The 17,978-nt window shown below is 72.1% G+C and carries 12 protein-coding genes; 10 read left to right on the top strand and 2 right to left on the bottom strand.

What is annotated here, in order from left to right; translation table 11 throughout:
* Both D7V93_RS16500 and D7V93_RS16495 read right to left on the bottom strand, forming a co-directional pair.
* Positions 1-4,086 (bottom strand): type I polyketide synthase (locus D7V93_RS16500; protein WP_120644327.1); only part of this gene is annotated, 4,086 nt, incomplete at its 3' end.
* Entirely contained in the window at positions 4,079-7,393 is a 3,315-nt protein-coding gene (locus D7V93_RS16495; protein ID WP_120644326.1) for a non-ribosomal peptide synthetase, read from the bottom strand. The genes D7V93_RS16495 and D7V93_RS16500, both read right to left, overlap by 8 nt.
* A 491-nt stretch (positions 7,394-7,884) precedes the next feature.
* Between D7V93_RS16495 and D7V93_RS16490 the strand changes: the two genes are divergently transcribed.
* The 10 genes from D7V93_RS16490 to D7V93_RS16445 all read left to right on the top strand — a co-directional run.
* On the top strand, positions 7,885-9,036 hold the full coding sequence (locus tag D7V93_RS16490; RefSeq protein ID WP_120644325.1) for an oxygen-binding di-iron domain-containing protein: 1,152 nt from the start codon (positions 7,885-7,887) through the stop codon (positions 9,034-9,036).
* 5 nt (positions 9,037-9,041) lie between these two features.
* The gene (locus tag D7V93_RS16485) at positions 9,042-10,013 is read left to right on the top strand and encodes a serine/threonine-protein kinase (RefSeq protein ID WP_120644324.1); all 972 of its coding nucleotides are present in this window, start codon (positions 9,042-9,044) and stop codon (positions 10,011-10,013) included.
* A gap of 61 nt (positions 10,014-10,074) precedes the next feature.
* Positions 10,075-11,571 (top strand): ATPase domain-containing protein, encoded by a 1,497-nt coding sequence (locus D7V93_RS16480; RefSeq protein ID WP_120644323.1) that lies wholly within the window; start codon positions 10,075-10,077, stop codon positions 11,569-11,571.
* Positions 11,568-12,791 (top strand): sensor histidine kinase, encoded by a 1,224-nt coding sequence (locus tag D7V93_RS16475; RefSeq protein WP_120644322.1) that lies wholly within the window; start codon positions 11,568-11,570, stop codon positions 12,789-12,791. Before D7V93_RS16480 ends, D7V93_RS16475 begins: the two co-directional genes overlap by 4 nt.
* 75 nt (positions 12,792-12,866) lie before the next feature.
* Entirely contained in the window at positions 12,867-13,280 is a 414-nt protein-coding gene (locus tag D7V93_RS16470) for an MAPEG family protein (protein WP_120644321.1), read from the top strand.
* 10 nt (positions 13,281-13,290) lie between these two features.
* Positions 13,291-13,671 carry a VOC family protein gene (locus D7V93_RS16465; RefSeq protein WP_120644320.1) on the top strand — a complete coding sequence of 127 codons (381 nt, stop codon included), beginning with the start codon at positions 13,291-13,293 and terminating at the stop codon, positions 13,669-13,671.
* Positions 13,672-13,700: 29 nt separating this feature from the next.
* Positions 13,701-15,095, top strand: coding sequence for an L-seryl-tRNA(Sec) selenium transferase (gene selA, locus D7V93_RS16460; protein ID WP_120644319.1), 1,395 nt, complete (start codon positions 13,701-13,703; stop codon positions 15,093-15,095).
* Entirely contained in the window at positions 15,092-15,685 is a 594-nt protein-coding gene (locus D7V93_RS16455; protein WP_120644318.1) for an HNH endonuclease, read from the top strand. Before selA ends, D7V93_RS16455 begins: the two co-directional genes overlap by 4 nt.
* Positions 15,686-15,820: 135 nt before the next feature.
* Complete coding sequence (locus D7V93_RS16450; RefSeq protein WP_208723046.1) at positions 15,821-16,882, top strand: P-loop NTPase; 1,062 nt, start codon at positions 15,821-15,823, stop codon at positions 16,880-16,882.
* Positions 16,879-17,978: DnaJ domain-containing protein (locus D7V93_RS16445; RefSeq protein ID WP_158623764.1), on the top strand; the 1,100-nt coding region annotated here is incomplete at its 3' end. The genes D7V93_RS16450 and D7V93_RS16445, both read left to right, overlap by 4 nt.

Here is a 17,978-nt window from a genome sequence, read left to right as displayed (position 1 = left end):
GGGCGGGCGGGCGTGCCGTCCGGACTCACGGGGAGGAGGACCCTCGGCGAGGGCCGGCTGGGTTTCGGAGGCCTCGGGGTCCAGGGCTTCCACGCGCGGCGGGCCCCGGGACAGCAGCCAGCGTCCGCCCTGGGCCGAGGCGGCCCGCAGTCCGAGCAGCACCGGGACGCACTCGTCCCGCCACGCGTCCAGGTCCACCACGTACCAGCGCGCGCCCGCGCTCCGGTTCTGCTTCGCGGCGAAGGTGTCCATGGCGGCATGGGTCGCCGCCAGCACCCCGCGCCCGGCGCCGCCCACCACGGCCGTCAGGGACGAGCACACCACCACGAAGTCCGGAGCACGCTCCCGCGGCGCTCCGGCCAGCGCCGTCAGCGCCCCCAGCCGTGCGCGGAGCAGCGGCGCGCAGGCCTCGGGGGGCGCCTCCGAAAGGGGAAGCCGCGCGCCGGAGGAGGGGGCTCCCGGAGCGAAGAAGACCCCGTGGAACGGCCCGAAGCGGGCCTCGGCGGTGCGCATCCCCTGGAGGAGCTGCCCGGGCTCGCTCGGGTCCACCGGCAGCAGGAGCACTTCGGTTCCCGCGCGCTCCAGGCCGCGGAGGCGCTCCAGGAGGGAAGTCTCCGGCGCGCCCTCGGTCAGCAGCGCCAGCCGGATCCGCGGCGTGGCGGCCAGCCCCGCGGCCAGGGGCAGGACCGCGCCGTCCAGCGCGCCCACGATGAGGTACGCCCCGCCCTCCTCGAGCGGAGCCGGAGTGGATGGGGGAAGGGTCACCGGTTCGAACGACTCCGTGAAGCGGTGAGGTCCGCGCAGCGCCACCCAGGCGGTTGCCTCCGCGCCCAGCTCGGCCACCAGCCGCTCCACCCACCGCGCCCCCTCCTCCGCGCGCGGTCCGCTCACGTCGATGGCGCGGCAGCGCAGGCCCGGGTGCTCCTGGCCCAGCACCCGGCATGCGCCGACGACGGCGGCCTGCCACGCGCTGAGCGGCTCCTCGCCCGTCACGTCCTGGGCGCCGCACGTGAGCACGGCCAGCGTCACGGGTCGCGTGGCCGCGCCCGGGCCCAGGCGCCGTGCGAGCCCGAGCAGTCCGTGGAGGGTGAGCTCCAGCGAGGAGGGACCGTCCTCCGCCGTGGCCAGGGGCCACAGGAAGGCCACGTGGTCCGGCCACCACCCCGTGGACAGGTGCTGCTCGAGCGGCGCCAGCAGGGCCTCGGCTCCGAGCGCGAAGACGTCCGCGCCCAGCGCTTCCAGCCGCCCGGCGACGCTCCCGGCGGCGGACGGCCCGGCCTCCAGCACCAGCCAGCGCTGGCCGTCGAACCGGGAGGAGGGCACGCCCGCCACGCGCTGCCAGGTGGGCACGGCGAGTTCGAGCGCGGGCGTGACCCTTTCACCCGGCACCTTGGACACGGCGAAGGCTGGCAGCCGGGCCCCCGGGACGGACGCGCCCGCGAGCAGGTCGAAGCGCTCGCGCTGGAAGGGGTAGGTGGGCAGCGGGACGCGGCGCCGGGGCTCCTTCCCGTACAGCTTCGCCAGCTCGACGCGGGCGCCGGCCAGCCAGAGCCGGGCGGCGGTCTCCGTCATGCCGCGGTGGGCGTCCTGGCCGTCGCGCGGGCGGGGCAGCGATGTGAGCACGGTGGGGTGGCTGCCCTCGGGCGCGCACTGGCGGACGAACGTCCCCAGCGCCTGTCCCGGGCCTACCTCCAGGTAGAGCCGCTCCGCGCCTCCCAGCAGTGTCGCGGCGGCCTGGGCGAAGCGGACGGGCTCGCGCAGGTGGCGCGCCCAGGCGCGCGGATCCGTGGCCTGCTCCGCGGTGACCCACGTCCCCGTCAGGCTGGACACGTACGGCCGCTTCGGGGGCGACAGCCGCACGCGCGAAAGCTCGTGGCGGAAGGCCTCCACCATGGGCTCCACCGCCTCCGAGTGGAAGGCGTGCAGCGCGCGCACCCGCCGGGTGCTCACGCCGCGCGCCGAGAGCGTGGCCTCCAGCGCCGCGAGGGGCGCGTCGGGCCCCGCCACCACCAGGAGCGCGGGGGCGTTCACCGCCGCGATGGACACCCCGGGCGGCAGCAGCGGCGTGAGCACCACCTCCGGCAGGGACACCGACAGCATGCCGCCGGGAGGCAGCGCGTCCATGAGCCGTCCGCGCGCGGCCACCAGCGCCAGCGCGTCCGGGAGCGAGAAGACGCCCGCGAGGCACGCGGCCACGTATTCGCCCGTGCTGTGGCCGACCAGGGCCTCCGGCTCCACTCCGAACGAGCGCCACAGCTGCGCGAGCGCGTACTCCACGGCGAACAGCGCGGGCTGGGCGAACGTCATCCGCTCCAGCAGCGCCTCCGCCTCTACCTCCGCCCCCGGCGGGTACAGCACGGAGCGCAGGTCGCGGCCCAGGTGCGGGACGAGCGCGTCACCGCACGCATCCAGGTGCTTGCGGAAGACGGGCTCCGCCTCGTAGAGGGCGCGGCCCATGCCCACGTGATGGCTGCCGTGCCCCGGGAGGAGGAACACCACGGGCCGGCGCACGTTCGCGCCCGCGCTGGTGAGGTGGCGCCGCGGATCCGCCAGCGCGGCCCGGGCGTCCTCCAGGTCCCGGCAGAGCAGCACGCGCCGGTGCTCGTGCGTGCGGCGGCCACGCTGGAGGGTGGACGCGACGTCCGCCAGCGCCATGCCGGGCTCGCGCTCCAGGTGCGCGGCCAGCCGCGCGGTGGCCTCCTCCAGCGCCTTCGGCGTGCGCGCCGACAGCGGCAGCACGTGCCAGTCTCGCCGGGTGCCGGCGGCCTGGGCGCGCGGCGGCTCCTCCAGCACCACGTGCACGTTGGTGCCGCCGATGCCGAACGAGCTCACCCCCGCGCGGCGCTTCACCTGGCCGTCGCCCCAGGGCCGCGCCTCGGAGGTGACGTGGAAGGGGCCGCCGTCGAAGTCGATGGCCGGGTTGGGCCGCTGGAAGTGGGGCGTGGGTGGGATCTCCCCGTGCTCCAGGGCCAGCACCGTCTTGAGGAGGCCCGCCACGCCCGCGGCCGAGTCCAGGTGGCCGATGTTCGCCTTGACGGTGCCCAGCACGCATCTGCGCGTCCCCGAGCGCCGGCCGCCGTAGGCCTGGTTGAGCGCGGCGACCTCCACCGGGTCTCCCAGCGCCGTCGCCGTGCCATGGCCCTCCACGTACTGGATGTCCTCGGGCTCGACGCCCGCGATGCCCAGCGCCTCGGCGATGGCGGCCGCCTGGCCCTCCACGCTGGGCGCGGTGAAGCCCGCCTTGCCGGAGCCGTCGTTGTTGACGGCCGAGCCGAGGATGACCGCGTGGAGGGTGTCCCGGTCCCGCAGCGCCTCCGACAGGCGCTTGAGGACCACCACGCCCACGCCCGAGCCGAAGATGGTGCCCTGCGACCGGGCGTCGTACGCGCGGCAGAGGCCGTCCGGGGAGATGATCATCCCCGGCTGGTACGCGTACCCGGCCGTCTGCGGAAACGCGACGGAGACGCCGCCGGCGATCGCCAGCTCGCACTCCCCCGACAGCAGGCTCTGACAGGCCATGTGCACGGCGACCAGCGCGCTGGAGCACCCCGTCTGCACGGTGGCGCTCGGCCCCCGCAATCCCAGCCGGTGCGACGTGCGCGTGGCGACGAAGTCCTTGTCGTTGGCGAGCGACAGGTTGTACAGGCCCACCGTCTGCAACAGCTCCGGGCGCCGCAGGAGCGCCTGGAACAGGTACGAGCTCGTGCTGGTGCTCGCGAACGCGGCGATCGATTCGGTGAAGCGCTCCGGGTCATAGCCCGCGTCCTCCAGGGCCTCCAGCGCGGTCTCCATGAAGACGCGCTGCTGGGGGTCGAGCACCTCCGCCTCGCGCGGGCTGTAGCCGAAGTAGCCGGCGTCGAAGTGCGTGGCGCCGTCGAGCGGATACGCGGCGCGCACCCAGTCCGGCCGCTCCCGCTGGGCGCGGGGGACGCCCGCCTGCTCCAGCTCCGCCTCGGTCAGCTCGCGGCGGGAGTGCACGCCGCGCCGGAGGTTGTCCCAGAAGGCGCCGAGCGTGGGCGCGCCGGGGAAGCGGCCCGACATTCCGATGATGGCGATGCGCTCCACCGCGTCCGTCGTCTCAGACATGTCCGTCCTCGTCCCCGGTGTCCCCGTCCTCGTCGGACGCGAGGGCCACCGCCGCCTTGCGCGCGAACGCCTGTCGCCTGCGGGAGCGTGCGCGGCCCGCCTCCGCGCCGCTGTCGGACGGACCGCCAGCGGACATCCGCTCCGCCAGCGCGCGGACGGTGGAGTGCTGGAAGAGCACCGTCAGCGGCAGCTCCACGCCCAGCTCCGCGCGAAGGCGCTGGTGGAGCCGCAGCGCGAGCAGCGAGTTGCCCCCCAGCTCGAAGAACGGGTCGTCCAGCCCCACGCGCTCCACCTGGAGCACCTCGGTCCACAGCCGGGCCAGCCGCTCCTCCAGCTCGGTGCGTGGCGCCTCGAAGGTCCGCCCGGAGTCCAGCGCTCCGGCCTCGGGCGGCGGCAGCGCGGCCACGTCCCGCTTGCCGTTGGCGGTGAGGGGGATGTCCGGCACGGCGACGAAGGCGGACGGCACCATGTAGGGCGGCAGCCGCTCCACCAGGAAGTCATGCAGCGCCTTCGCGGTGGGCGCAGTCCCGGACGCGGCCGGGACGAGCCAGGCCACCAGTCGCTGCCCTCCGGCGGGGGTGTCCCGGATGAGCACGGCGGCCTCGGCCACCGCCGGGTGCTGGCGGAGCGCCGCCTCGATTTCGCCCAGCTCGATGCGGAAGCCGCGCAGCTTCACCTGTCCGTCCAGCCGGCCCAGGAACTCCAGCTCTCCGTCGGGCCTCCAGCGCGCCCGGTCTCCCGTGCGGTAGAGGCGCGCCCCGGGCTCGGTGCCGAAGGGGGACGGCACGAAGCGCTCGGCCGTGGTGCCCGGCAGGTGGAGGTAGCCGCGCGCGAGGCCCACCCCGCCGATGCACAGCTCCCCGGGCAGTCCCACCGGCACCGGCTCGAGCGTCGCGTCCAGCACGTACACCCGCACGTTGAGGAGGGGGCGGCCCAGCGGGGGCGCGCGGCCCTCCGGCCGGACCTCCATCGCGGTGGCCGTCACCGTGGTCTCGCTCGGGCCATAGCCGTTGATGAAGCGCCGGCCCTCGCCCCAGCGCGCCACCAGCTCCGCGGTGCATGCCTCGCCCCCGGAGAAGACGGTGCGCAGGACCGGCAGGTCGGCGGAGTCGGTGGCCGCGAGCGCCGTGGGGGTGGCGTTCAGCACGGTGATGGCCTGCTCCCGCAGCAGCTGGCGCAGGGGCTCGCCCGGCATCAGCCGCTCCGCTGGCGCCAGGCACAGCGTGCCTCCCGAGGTGAGCGTGGCGAAGATCTCCACCACGGACACGTCGAAGCCGGGGTTGGAGAACTGGAGCACGCGCGAGCCCGGGCCCAGTCTGCTGACGCGCGCCTCGTTCATCACCACGTTGCAGGTGGCGCGGTGCGTGGCCACGACGCCCTTGGGCTGCCCGGTGGAGCCGGAAGTGTAGATGACGTACGCGGGGCTGTCGGGCAGCGCCCGCCAGGGGGGCGGACGCGACGCGTCGGCGTCCGGGACACCGTCCTCGAAACACACCGCGCGCGCGTCCGGGGTCGGCGGCAGCGCCGCCAGCAGGGGGCGGTGGGCGAGCAGCACGCGCACCGCGGAGTCCTGGAGCATGAACGCCAGGCGCGCCGCGGGATAGGTGGGGTCCAGGGGTGCGTAGGCCCCGCCCGCCTTGAGCGTGGCGAGCATGCCCACCACCAGGTCGAACGAGCGCGTGGCGCACAGGCCCACGTACGTCTCCGGCCCCACGCCCAGCCCGCGCAGGTGCCAGGCCCACTGGTTCGCGCGCGCGTCGAGCTGTCGGTAGGTGAGCTCGGCGCCCTCGAAGGTGAGCGCGACGGCGTCGGGCGTGCGCTGGACCTGGGCCTCGAAGAGGCCGTGGAGGCCGCCCTCGTGGGGGAAGGGCGCGGAAGCGCCGCTCCAGTCCACCAGGAGCTGCTCCCGCTCGGTGGGGGTGAGCAGCGGCAGCCGGGAAAGGCGCTGATCCGGCGCGGCCACCGCGCCCTCCAGGAGCCGCTCCAGGTGCGCCAGCAGCCGGTGGACGGTGCCGGGCTCGAACAGGTCCGTGTTGTACTCGGCCGTGAGCCGCAGCCCCTGGGCCAGGTCCTCGGCGATGACGGTCAGGTCGAACTGGGCGGAGCCCGTGTCCACCGGCCGCGCCTCCAGACGCAGCCCGGGGGCCTCCAGGGGCGGCAGGGGGGCGTTCTGCAGGATGAACATCACCTGGAAGAGGGGCGCGCGGCCCAGGTCGCGGCCCGGCCGGAGCGCGTCCACCAGCCGCTCGAAGGGGAGCTCCTGGCGCGCGAAGGCGTCGAGCGCCACCGGCTGGAGCCGGGCCATCAGCTCGCGGAAGGACGGATCCCCGGACAGGTCGCCGCGCAGGACGACCGTGTTGACGAACAGGCCGATGAGGCCCTCCAACTCGGCGCGGGGCCGGTTGGCCACGGGCGTGCCGACCGCGAGGTCCTCCTGGCCGGTGTAGCGGTGGAGCAGGGCCTGGAAGGCGGCCAGCAGGGTGACGAACAGGGTGCGGCCCTCGTGTCGGGCCAGCGCCTTGAGGGCCAGGGTGAGCGCGGCGGACAGCCCCAGCGCCTCCCGTGCGCCGCGCGTGCCGAGCACCGCCGGACGGGGCCTGTCCGTGGGCAGCTCCAGCACCGCGTGGGGGTCGAGCCGCTCGCGCCACCAGGCGAGCTGCGCGTCCGGTTCCTCGCCCTGCTGCGCCTGGCGCTGCCAGACGGCGTAGTCGGCGTACTGCAGCGGCAGCCGCGGCAGGGGCGAGGCGCGATCCTCCGAGAAGGCCCGGTAGAGCGCAGTCAGCTCCTGGACGATGACGCCCATGGACCAGCCGTCCGACACGGCGTGGTGCATGGCGAAGAGCAGCAGGTGCTCCTGTGCGGCCAGCGCGAAGAGGCGCGCCCGGAACAGCGGCCCGCGCGACAGGTCGAACGGCTCACGGGCCACTTCGGCGACCCGACGCAGGGCCTGTGCCTCGCGCTCCCCGGCGGGGAGCGTACGGAGGTCCTCCACCGGCAGCACCACCACCAGCGCGGGGGCGACGAGCTGGACGGGGCGCCCGTCCGCCAGGGTGAAGGTGGTGCGCAGCGCCTCGTGGCGGAGGACCAGCGCCTGGAGGCTCCGCTCGAGCACCGCCGGTTCGAGCTGCCCGGAGAGGCGCACGGCCACCGGCATGTGCAGCGCCGGGCTGCCAGGGCTCCATTGATCGAGGAACCACATCCGCTCTTGCGCGAAGGAGAGCGGTGACCGCCTGGGAGCAGGGGCCGTGACCTTTTCCTGGAGGAGCTTCGCCAGCAGGGCCCGCTTGTCGTCCGTGGTCGACGTCATGATTCCCCATCATTGCCCCGGAGGGCATGAAAACGACGGGAACCTGTCGCATGGAACCCCCAAACGACCAAATCCCACCCGGAGGCATCACGCGCGGCGTACGGAGGGGTGACCTGCGGGAGGGCTTCGTTCCGCTCCTGGAAACAGGGCCCCCGGTGGGTCACCACCGACGCAGGGCCGTGGTCCGCCCGGGGGCATGTCTGATTTTGATGTCTGCCTTTGCTGTACACGTCGCTGATTGAGTACATGGACGGGGCTGGGCGCCAACGGCGGCTTCGACGGACGCTGGGTGCAGCTGTTCGACGACCGCGCGGGCCTGGAGTCGGGCATGCGCTGGGGAGGCATCTGGATTGCCCGGCGGGAGGGCATCAAGAAGTGGGGCTCATGCCCTCCCGCCCACGCGCTCCGGAAGAGGCCCGGGGGCATGACCGGACTGCTAGGGTCGGGGCGTCGTTCAACCCCCTCTCGTTTGCGTGAAGGAACAACACGCCATGAGCAGCCCTGATGTCGCCCCGCCGGGCCCCCTACCCGACCTCAATCGCACCGCGGTGGAGATCGCACCCGAGACCTTCTGGGTCGGAAAGCGCGAACCCGGCGGCATCTTCTACGCCAACCCGTTCCTGCGGCGCTTCCGTGGGACGGACGTGCGCACGAAGAAGCCCTCCGAGTTCAACCTCCTCATCGACCCGGGTTCGAGCAGCGACTTCTCCACCATCCACACCAAGGTGGTGTCGCTCATTGGCGGCATGGACCGGCTGTCGGCGCTCTTCATCAACCACCAGGACCCGGACGTGGGCTCCTCGGCGGCCATCATCTCCGCGCGCTATTCGCCCCGCGCGAGCATCCTCTGCTCCGAGGACACCTGGCGGCTCATCGTCCACTTCAACCTGCCGCGCAACCGCTTCATCCCCACGGAGAAGTTCTCCAAGGGATTGAGCGTGCCCACCGGGCACAAGCTGCTGCCGGTGCCTTCGCCCTTCTGCCACTTCCGGGGCGCGGTGATGCTGTACGACCCGCAGACGCGGGTCCTCTTCACCGGTGACCTCTTCGGGGGCCTCACGGACTCCAAGGCCCAGGGCCTGTGGGCAGAGGAGTCCGACTGGACGGGCATCCGCGCGTTCCATCAGATCTACATGCCGGTGAACGCGGCGCTGGCGCGCGCGGTGGCCGCCATCCGCCAGCTGACGCCCGCGGTGGAGATCATCGCGCCACAGCACGGCCGCGTCATCCGGGGCCGGCTCGTGCAGCAGTTCCTGGAGCGCATGGAGCGGCTGCAGGTGGGCCTGGACATCATCGACGAGGCGCAGGACCGCAGCTTCCTCCAGGCGTGGAACTCCGTGGTGGACCGGGTGCTGGCGGTGGCGCGCGGCTACCTGGGGGACTCGGTGGAGGCGAAGCTCACCGCGAGCGAGCAGCTGTCCGACACGGCCCGGTTCAATGGCAAGCGCCTGGAGGTGCACCGGCTGGGCAAGTGGACGCTGGAGCACGTGGTGGAGCTGCTCTGCCAGGGGGAGCCCCCGGAGATCTCCGGCCCCATCCTGGTGGAGGCCACCATCGCCGCCTCTGAATACAACCTGCCCACGCCCCACCTGGACATCGAGGGCTCGGGCGGACCGGCCCCGGTCTCCCTGCTGGAGCCCTGAGCCCGATGCGGCAGGACGACGACAAGACGGTGCTCTCGGGGGAGGACGCCGCCGGTGGGGTGACGTACCTGACCCCGCCCACGACGCCGAAGGGCACGTTGATCCAGGGCGCGGTGACGCCGCCCATGCCGGCTGCCCGGGGCCTCGTCCCCGGGCAGGTGGTGGCGGAGCGCTACCAGGTGGAGCGGTGGCTGGGCGTGGGAGGCACCTCCACGGTGTACCAGGCGCTGGACCTGACGAAGCAGCAGCGCGTGGCGCTCAAGGTGCTGGCGGTGCCGCACGCGGACGAGGCCCTGGTGACGCGCTTCCGGCAGGAGGTGGAGCACGCGCGGGCGCTGGAGCACGTCAACATCCTGCATGTCTTCGACGTGGGCTGGGATGGCGAGCGGCACTACCTGACGGTGGAGCTGCTGGAGGGGCGGGACCTGCGGCAGATCTTGCTCGAGGGGCGCCCCACGCTCGCCAATGCCCTGCGGTGGCTCACGCATGCCGCCGTGGCGCTGGAGCATGCGCACGCGCACGGGGTGCTGCACCGGGATGTGAAGCCCGGCAACCTCTTCATCACCCGCACCGGGGTGCTGAAGCTGATGGACTTCGGACTCGCCAAGAGCACCCATGTGATGGGCGCCACCGCGCAGGGCACGACGCTGGGGACGCCGGAGTACATGGCGCCCGAGCAGGTGATGGGCACCCCGGTGTCTCCCGCCACGGACCTCTATGCGCTGGGCGTGGTGGCGTATGAGCTGTTCACCGGGCAGTTGCCGTTCCGTCACGCGCAGCCCGTGCCGCTGATGTTCCTGCATGTCCAGGAGGCTCCCGTGCCGCCCAGGACGTTGCGGCCGGAGCTGCCGGAGTCCTTTGAACACCTCGTGCTCAAGCTGATGCGGAAGCGGCCCGAGGAGCGCTTCCCCAGCGCGACCGCACTGCGCGCCGACCTGGCGAAGCTGTGGCCCGAAGTGCTCAAACGCCCGGGGTGATGGGGAGGGTAACCAGACTTGACAGCACCGTCGCCGCCCAGAAGAGAAAAGGGGGGCGCATATGACGGTTTCTGAAGGCGAGAAGATCCCTACCGGCATCCCGGGACTCAATGACGTCCTCGGGGGCGGGCTGCCCAGGAAGGGCATCTATCTGGTGCAGGGCAACCCGGGGGTCGGCAAGACGACCCTCGGGCTCCAATTCCTGCTCGAAGGCCAGGCCCTTGGGGAGCAGGGGTTGTACGTCGCGCTCACCGAGACGCGGCGTGAGGTGGAGCTGATCGCACGCTCCCATGGCTGGTCGCTCGACGACCTTCCGATCTGGGAGATCACCCCCGCGTTCAAGCGCATCCGGCGCGAGGACGAGCAGACCATGTTCCACCCGGCCGAGGTGGAGCTCGACGAGACGACGCGGCCCATCTTCGAGGAGATCGACCGGGTGAAGCCGGCCCGCGTGGTGATCGATTCGCTCTCGGAGATCCGCCTGCTTTCGCGCGAACCCCTGCGCTACCGCCGGCAGCTGCTGTTGCTGAAGCAGTTCTTCCTCGAGCGCGAGTGCACGGTCCTGCTCATTGACTCGCAGGGATTCGCAGGCCGCGACAGCGGCGGCATCCTTGAGACGCTGATTGGTGGGCTGATCGTGCTGGAGAAGACGACGCCTGCGTACGGCACCACCCGGCGCCGGCTGATGGTGGACAAGCTCCTGGGGGTCTCGTTCCGTGAGGGCTACCACGACTACCAGATCAAGAGAGGGGGGCTCGTGGTGTACCCGCGCCTGGTCGCGGCGGAGCACCCCAAGGCCTTCAGCCGCGAGCAGGTCTCCAGTGCCGTCCCCGAGCTCGACGACCTGCTCGGTGGTGGTCTCGAGCGCGGCACCAGCACGCTGATCCTGGGCGCGGCGGGGACGGGCAAGTCCTCCCTCGCCAGCCAGTACGCGGTGGCCGCCGCGAGGCGGGGGGAGAAGTCCGTCCTGTTCACGTTCGAGGAGTCGGTCGGGACGTGGATGGCCCGCGCCAGCGCGCTCTGGCCGGACGCGGAATCGCACCTCCGCTCGGGGACGATCCGGGTCGTCCACGTGGACCCCGCCGAGCTCTCGCCGGGAGAGCTCTCCTCGTGCATCCGCGAGGCGGTGGAGAAGCAGCAGGTGCAGATGGTCGTCATCGACAGCCTGAACGGCTACCTGCAGTCGGTCCCCGAGGAGTCCTTCCTGATCCTTCATCTGCACGAGCTGCTGACCTACCTTGGGCAGAAGGGCGTGACGACGATCCTGAACATGGCCCAGTACGGGCTGCTGGGGCCGACGATGGACGTACCGGTGGACGTCAGCTACCTCTCGGACTGCGTGCTGCTGCTTCGCTTCTTCGAGGCGGCAGGCGAGGTGCGGCAGTCGATCTCCGCGGTGAAGAAGCGCAGCGGCAGGCACGAGCGGACGATCCGCGAGTTCCAGCTCGACACCCACGGGATCCGCGTCGGCGGGCCGCTCAAGGAGTCCTACGGTGTGCTCACCGGCATGCCCAGCTACCGTGGCGGGGAGGGGCCCTTGCTTCCCTCACGTGAATGACGACCGAGACGAACAGGGCCCTGGAGCAGCGCGTGCTGGTGCTCGCTCCCATTGGAAGAGACGCGCTCGTCACGCGTGACGTCCTCGCGCGCGCGGGCATCGTCGCGGAGCCGTGCGCCGACCTGGCGGAGGTCTGCGCGAAATTCGAGGAGGGCGCCGGAGCGCTCCTGCTCGCCGAGGAGGCCCTCACCGTTTCAGGACTGGCCCTGCTCTCCAGGGCGGTGGGGGCCCAGTCTCCGTGGTCCGATGTTCCGATCATCATCTCCACCGGAGCGGGCGAGACGACCGCGGCGCGGGTCCGGGCGGTCAGCTCCCTGGAGCCGAGCGGCAACGTGACGATCCTCGAGCGCCCCGTCCGGGTCTTCACGATGATCACCGCCGTCCAGTCAGCGCTTCGGGGGCGGGCCAGGCAGTTCCAGATGCGGGATCTCCACCTCCAGCTGCAGCGGCAGATGGAGTCGCTCACGGCGGAGCGTGAGCTGCGAGCCCGGTTCGTCTCCCTGCTCGCCCACGACATCCGGGGCCCGGTCACCGCGGCGATGCTCGCGGCGCAAGTGCTGCTCCGCTCACCGGAGCGCCTGGACCCGCGTCGGGAGCTGGGCGTGCGGATCAAGCGGAACCTGGACCGCATCGAGCACATGGTCCGCGACATCCTCGACGCCAGCCGGGTGCAGGCGGGGCAGCCGCTGCCGCTGCGGTTGGAGGGCTGTGAGCTGAAGACGATCGTCGCTGACGTGGTGGAGGAGCTGAACCTCCTCCACGCGGACCGCGTCCGGCTGGATGCGGTGGAGGAGGTCCACGGCATCTGGAGCGCGGATGAGCTCCGGCGCGCGGTCTGGAACCTGGCGACCAATGGGATCAAGTACGGGGCCCCGCACTCGCCGGTGACCATCGCGATCCGGCGCATCGGGGGGCGTGCGAGGATCTCCGTCCACAACAAGGGGGCGCCGCTGTCGCCCGATGACCGGCGGCGGCTCTTCGAGCCGTTCGCTCGCGCCCGCAGCGCCGAGGCCTCGAGCCAGGTGGGCTGGGGACTCGGGCTCACGCTGGTGCGGGGCTGTGTCGAGGCCCATGGCGGGCAGGTGACGGTGGAGAGCGGTGTGGAGGAGGGGACGACGTTCACCATCGAGGTGCCGCTCGATTCGCGTCCCTTCCAGCCCAGGGCTTCGGCCACGGAAGCCCCGAATCCGCCCTCGACGGTGGTGGCCGGCGCCTGGTGAAGCGCGCCAGGAGCTGCACCTGGGCGACCGGGTCGGGGTACGGTCCTGCTCTCTCGCAGGTGGAGGAACCCCCCTTTGGCCGATCCCATGCTTGGAACGACGTTGCTCGCGGTCCCCGTCACGTCGCTCTATGGCGCACTCAATGCGTTGCTCACGATAGGGCTCGGCGTCAATGTCAGCCGGGTGCGCACGAAGCTCAAGGTGTTCCGGGGCGACGGAGGAAACGCGGGCCTCATCGCCGCCATCCGCGCGCACGGAAACAACGTCGAGCACGTTCCCCTGGCCCTCATCCTGTTGCTGCTGGCCGAGCTGTGCGGCGGAAACTCCGTGGCGCTGCATGTCTTCGGAGGCGCGCTCCTCGTGGGCCGCCTGGTGCATGCGTTCGGGATGCTCAAGAACAGCCCCGTGCAGGCGGGGGGCGCGCTGTTGACGCTGCTCGTGCAGCTGGGACTCGCCGGGTACGTGCTCCTTCTGCGACCCTGGGGCTGAGGAGGAGTCCATGCCCGTCCGTTTCAATCACACGATTGTCGCCGCGAAGGACAAGGTGCGGTCCGCGCAATTCCTCGCGGAGCTGCTCGGGCTCCCGGAGCCGGAACGCGCCGGCCACTTCGTGGTCGTCAAGCTGGATGATGGCGCGTCGCTCGACTACGCCGAACCCGGCGGCGACTTTCCCGGCCAGCACTACGCGTTCCTCGTGTCGGACGACGTCTTCGATGGGTTGATCGCCAGGATCCGCGAGCGCGGCATCCAGCACTGGGCCGACCCGCGCGGCCAGCACCCCGGTGAGATCAACACCCACGATGGCGGGCGAGGGGTCTACTTCCAGGACCCCTCGGGGCATTACCTGGAAGCCATCACCGTCCCCTACGGCGGGCGGTAACGGCGCGCGGGCCGGGTAGACTCCCGGCCATGGGCGCTGCTTCGAATCCACCGGAAGGGAAGAACGCGCTCCTGCGCAACCTTCCCTCGATTGAGCAACTCCTGCGTCGGCCGTCGCTGGAGCCCCGGCTCGCGAACCTTCCCCACGCCCGCGCGGTCGCGGCCCTGCGGCTCGCCGTCGAACGCGTGCGCGCCCGGCTCCTCGCGGGTGACGCCCGGCCCTTCGAGGACGCGGACGTGGAAGCCGCGCTCGCGTCGCTCGCCACGCCGAACCTGCGGCCCGTCATCAACGCCACCGGCGTCGTGCTCCACACCAACCTCGGCCGCGCGCCGCTCGCCCCCGAAGCCGTGGAGCGCGTCGTCGCCGTGGCCCGGGGCTACTCCAACCTCGAATACGACCTGGACGAAGGCGAGCGCGGCAGCCGCTACGCCCCCCTCGTGGGCCTCCTGCGCACGCTCACCGGCGCGGAGGACGCGCTCGTGGTCAACAACTGCGCGGGCGCCGTGCTGCTTGTCCTCGCCTCGCTCGCCTCCGGCCGTGAGTGCGTCGTGTCTCGCGGCGAGCTCGTCGAAATCGGCGGCGGCTTCCGCGTGCCGGACGTCATGCGCCAGTCCGGCGCGAAGCTCGTGGAGGTGGGCACCACCAACCGCACCCGCCGCGCGGACTATGCGAACGCGCTGGGCCCGGACACCGGCCTCATCGTGAAGGTGCACCGCTCCAACTTCGCCGTCGTGGGCTTCACCGAGGAGGCACCCCTCGCGGAGCTGACGGAGCTGGGCCGTGCCCGCGGCGTGCCCGTGTTCCAGGACCTGGGCTCCGGCGCGCTCGTGCCCCTCTCCGGCCCCGGACTCACCCCGGAGCCCACGGTGGGCCAGGCGGTCACCGCCGGGGCGGATGTGGTAGCGTTCTCGGGTGACAAGCTGCTGGGGGGACCCCAGGCAGGCGTCATCGTGGGCCGAAAGGACCTGCTCCAGCGCATCAAGGCCCACCCCCTCACACGTGCGCTGCGTGTCGACAAGATGACGGTCGCGGCGCTGGAAGCGACGCTCGAGCTGTACCGGGATGGCCGCCCGGAAGCGGTGCCCACACAAAGCCTGCTCGTCCAGCAGCCAGACGTCCTGAGCGCCCGCGCCGGCCGGTTGCTGGGTTTGCTCATGGCGCGCGGCGTCGAAGCGCGCGTCGTGTCCGTGGATGGACAGGTGGGCGGAGGGGCCATGCCATTGGCCCGGTTGCCATCCTACGCCTGCAGCCTCACCGTAGGAGCGCCGGAAGTATTCCTGGATCATCTGCGCGGGGGCGAGGTGCCGGTTATTGGCAGGATCGCGGATGGCGAGGTTGTTCTCGACGTCCGGTGTCTCTCAGAGGAGGACCTGGGTCTGGTCGCGCAATCCGTGGCGGCCGCCCGTTCGGGAAGCCAGCCATGATCAACAGCGCCGTGCTCGTTCTCAACCGGTACTACCAACCGGTTCATGTGACGTCGGTAAAACGGGCGTTCTCACTGCTGTATCAGGGCGTCGCGAAAGCCATCGACGCGCAATACCGGCTGTACGAGTTCGCGGATTGGGCCGCCCTGAGCGCCACGCAGGACAGCATCACCACCATCGACCGCACCATCCGTGTCCCCCGCGTGCTCGTGCTCGGCGCGTATGACCACCTGCCACGCGCCAAGGTGCGCTTCTCGCGCCTCAACATCTACGCGCGCGACAACGACACCTGCCAGTACTGCTCCAAGCAGCTGCCGCGCAGCGATCTGAACCTGGATCACGTCAACCCGCGCACCCAGGGAGGGAAGACCACCTGGGAGAACGTGGTGTGCTCCTGCGTCCCCTGCAACCTGAAGAAGGGCGGCCGGACGCCGGAGCAGGCGGGGATGCGGTTGCTCAAGAAGCCCGTGCGCCCGCGCTGGACGCCGCTGTTCAGGGGGGCCATCCGCAAGGTCACCTACCGGGAGTGGCTGCCGTTCCTGCACCTGGCGGACCTGTCGTACTGGAACGTCGAACTGCTCGACGAGTGAAACCGACCGGCCTTCCGGTCGCCTGCTCCCCGACCTTCCATGCGTCGGGGTGCGGGCGCTCTGGCACCCCAGGTATGTCGCGAGAACAGGTCGTGAAATGGCGGGGTGTCGACTCGGGCGGTAGGACGGGATTTGATGCGAGCCTCCGTGAAGCCCGCCCCCCTGTCTCCTCCACCTGGCTCCGCTCCTGCCTCCCTGGCCGGGGTGTCGGCGCGTCCGTTGAGCGCCGTGGACAATGACGTGACCTCGGGCCCTGTCGGACTGACGCGAAGGTCCCGCTCGCGGCGGATCATCGCCGTGGGTGGCGGCAAGGGCGGCATCGGCAAGTCCATGGTGTCCGCGAACCTGGGCGTCGCGCTCGCGCAGGCGGGCCACAAGGTCCTGCTGGTGGACGCGGACCTGGGCGGCGCCAACCTGCACACGTGCCTGGGCGTCGGGCCTCCGGAGTCCACGCTGTCGGACTTCCTGCGGCGCGGCAAGGCGAACCTCGAAGAGGTGATGGTCGCCACCGGCGTGCCGGGCCTGTCGCTCATCGCCGGGGCGCAGGACTCGCTGGACGCGGCCAACCTCAAGTACGCGCAGAAGCAGAAGCTCTTGCGCACGCTGCTGGCGCAGACGGCGGACTACCTCATCCTGGACCTGGGCGCGGGCACCAGCTTCAACACGCTCGACTTCTTCCTGCTCGCGGACCACGGGCTGCTGGTGGTGCTGCCGGAGCCCACGTCGGTGGAGAACGCGTACCGCTTCGTCAAGGCGGCCTTCTTCCGCAAGCTGCAGCAGGTGGAGTCGCAGTACGGCATCCAGGACCTCGTCGAAGGCGCGCTGTCCACCCGCGAGGGCGGGCTGCGCACGCTGCATGACGTCGTCGCGCAGGTGCGGCGCAAGGCCCCGTCGGACGCGGAGCGGCTGGAGCGGGAGCTGGCCTCGTTCCGCGTACGACTGGTGGTGAACCAGGCGCGCACGGACGCGGACGCGAAGGTGGGCGCCGCGATGGTGGCCGCCTGGAAGAAGTTCTTCGGCATCGACATGGATGATCTGGGCGCACTGCGCTACGACGACGAGGCGTGGCGCGCGGTGCGCAAGCGGCGACCGGTGCTCATCGAGCGGCCCGACTCGCCTGTCTCCCTGGGGCTGCAGCGCATTGCCTCGCGGTTGCTGTCGCTCGACGGTCCATCCTCCGAGTCCGCCATCCCATGAAGCCCTTCGCGCAGCAGACCTACTACGAGCTTCTGGAGGTGCCGCCCACGGCGTCCGACGAGGACATCCGCGCGGCCCATCAGCGCCTGATGGAGCTGTACTCGCCGGACTCCGTCGCGGTGTACGCGCTGGGCGACCCGGATCAGGTGGACGCGCTGCGCGAGCGGATGACGGAAGCGATGGAGATGCTCACCGACGCGGAGCTGCGTCTCGAGTATGACCGCTCCATCGGGCTGCCGACGGAGCGGCTCGCGAAGGCGACCTCCGCCGCGGCGGCCCAGGACAAGACGGACTCGGCCGCCCGGGTCGCGGAGGCCCTGGCGACCGCGGCGGCCGCGCTGGCGAAGGCCGCTGGCGCCGTGGACGCCGAACGGGTGGAGGCGGAGTCCCGGCTGAAGATCGCGGCGTCCGTGAGCGAGGAAGAGGCGCCGCCCCCGAGCGCGCCGCCCGGAAGGAGCGAGGAGCGGATGCGGGCCGAGGAGCCGAAGCGGCAGGAGTCCTCGGGGAAGGACGCGTCGGGCGCGGCCTCCGAGCCGGTGATGGTGGGAGGCATGGCGGTGGTGGACGCCTTCCGCGCTTCGTTCAACCGGAGCCTGTCGTTCGTCTACGTCCCCACGGGTCCGTTGCGAGGGCAGGGCAGGGGGAACGCCGTGTCCGCGAGCCCCACGCCGGTGGAGGAGCCCCGTCCCGCCATGGAGGCCGCGACGCCTCCGGTCGCGAGCACTCCGAACGCCGGGGTCGTCGCGAGCGCTGCGTCCGAAGCCACCGTGGCCCCCGTCACCGCTCCGTCCGTCACGGAGACCGTCACCGTCGTCGCGTCGCCTGACCGCGCTCCGGAGCCGGGCAGCGCCACGCCCGAGCCGGCTCGCGAGGAGGTCGTCGCTTCGGCCCCCGCGCCGGTCGTGGACGCCGCCGCGTCGACGCCCGCCACCGCCGCGACGGTCCGTGAGGACACCCCGGCCGTCGTGGCCGCGACGGACGCGGAGGCCAGCGCGGTGACAGCGCCGCCCGAGCCGGGCACCGGTACGCCGCCCGAAGCCGTGGCGGCCAGCGCTTCACCCGCACCGGGCGAGCCCGTCAGCGCACCGGGCGGCGA

The sequence above is a fragment of the Corallococcus llansteffanensis genome (genome assembly GCF_003612055.1).
GTDB classification, from domain to species: Bacteria; Myxococcota; Myxococcia; order Myxococcales; family Myxococcaceae; genus Corallococcus; species Corallococcus llansteffanensis.
This window is presented reverse-complemented; position numbering and strand designations above follow the sequence as displayed.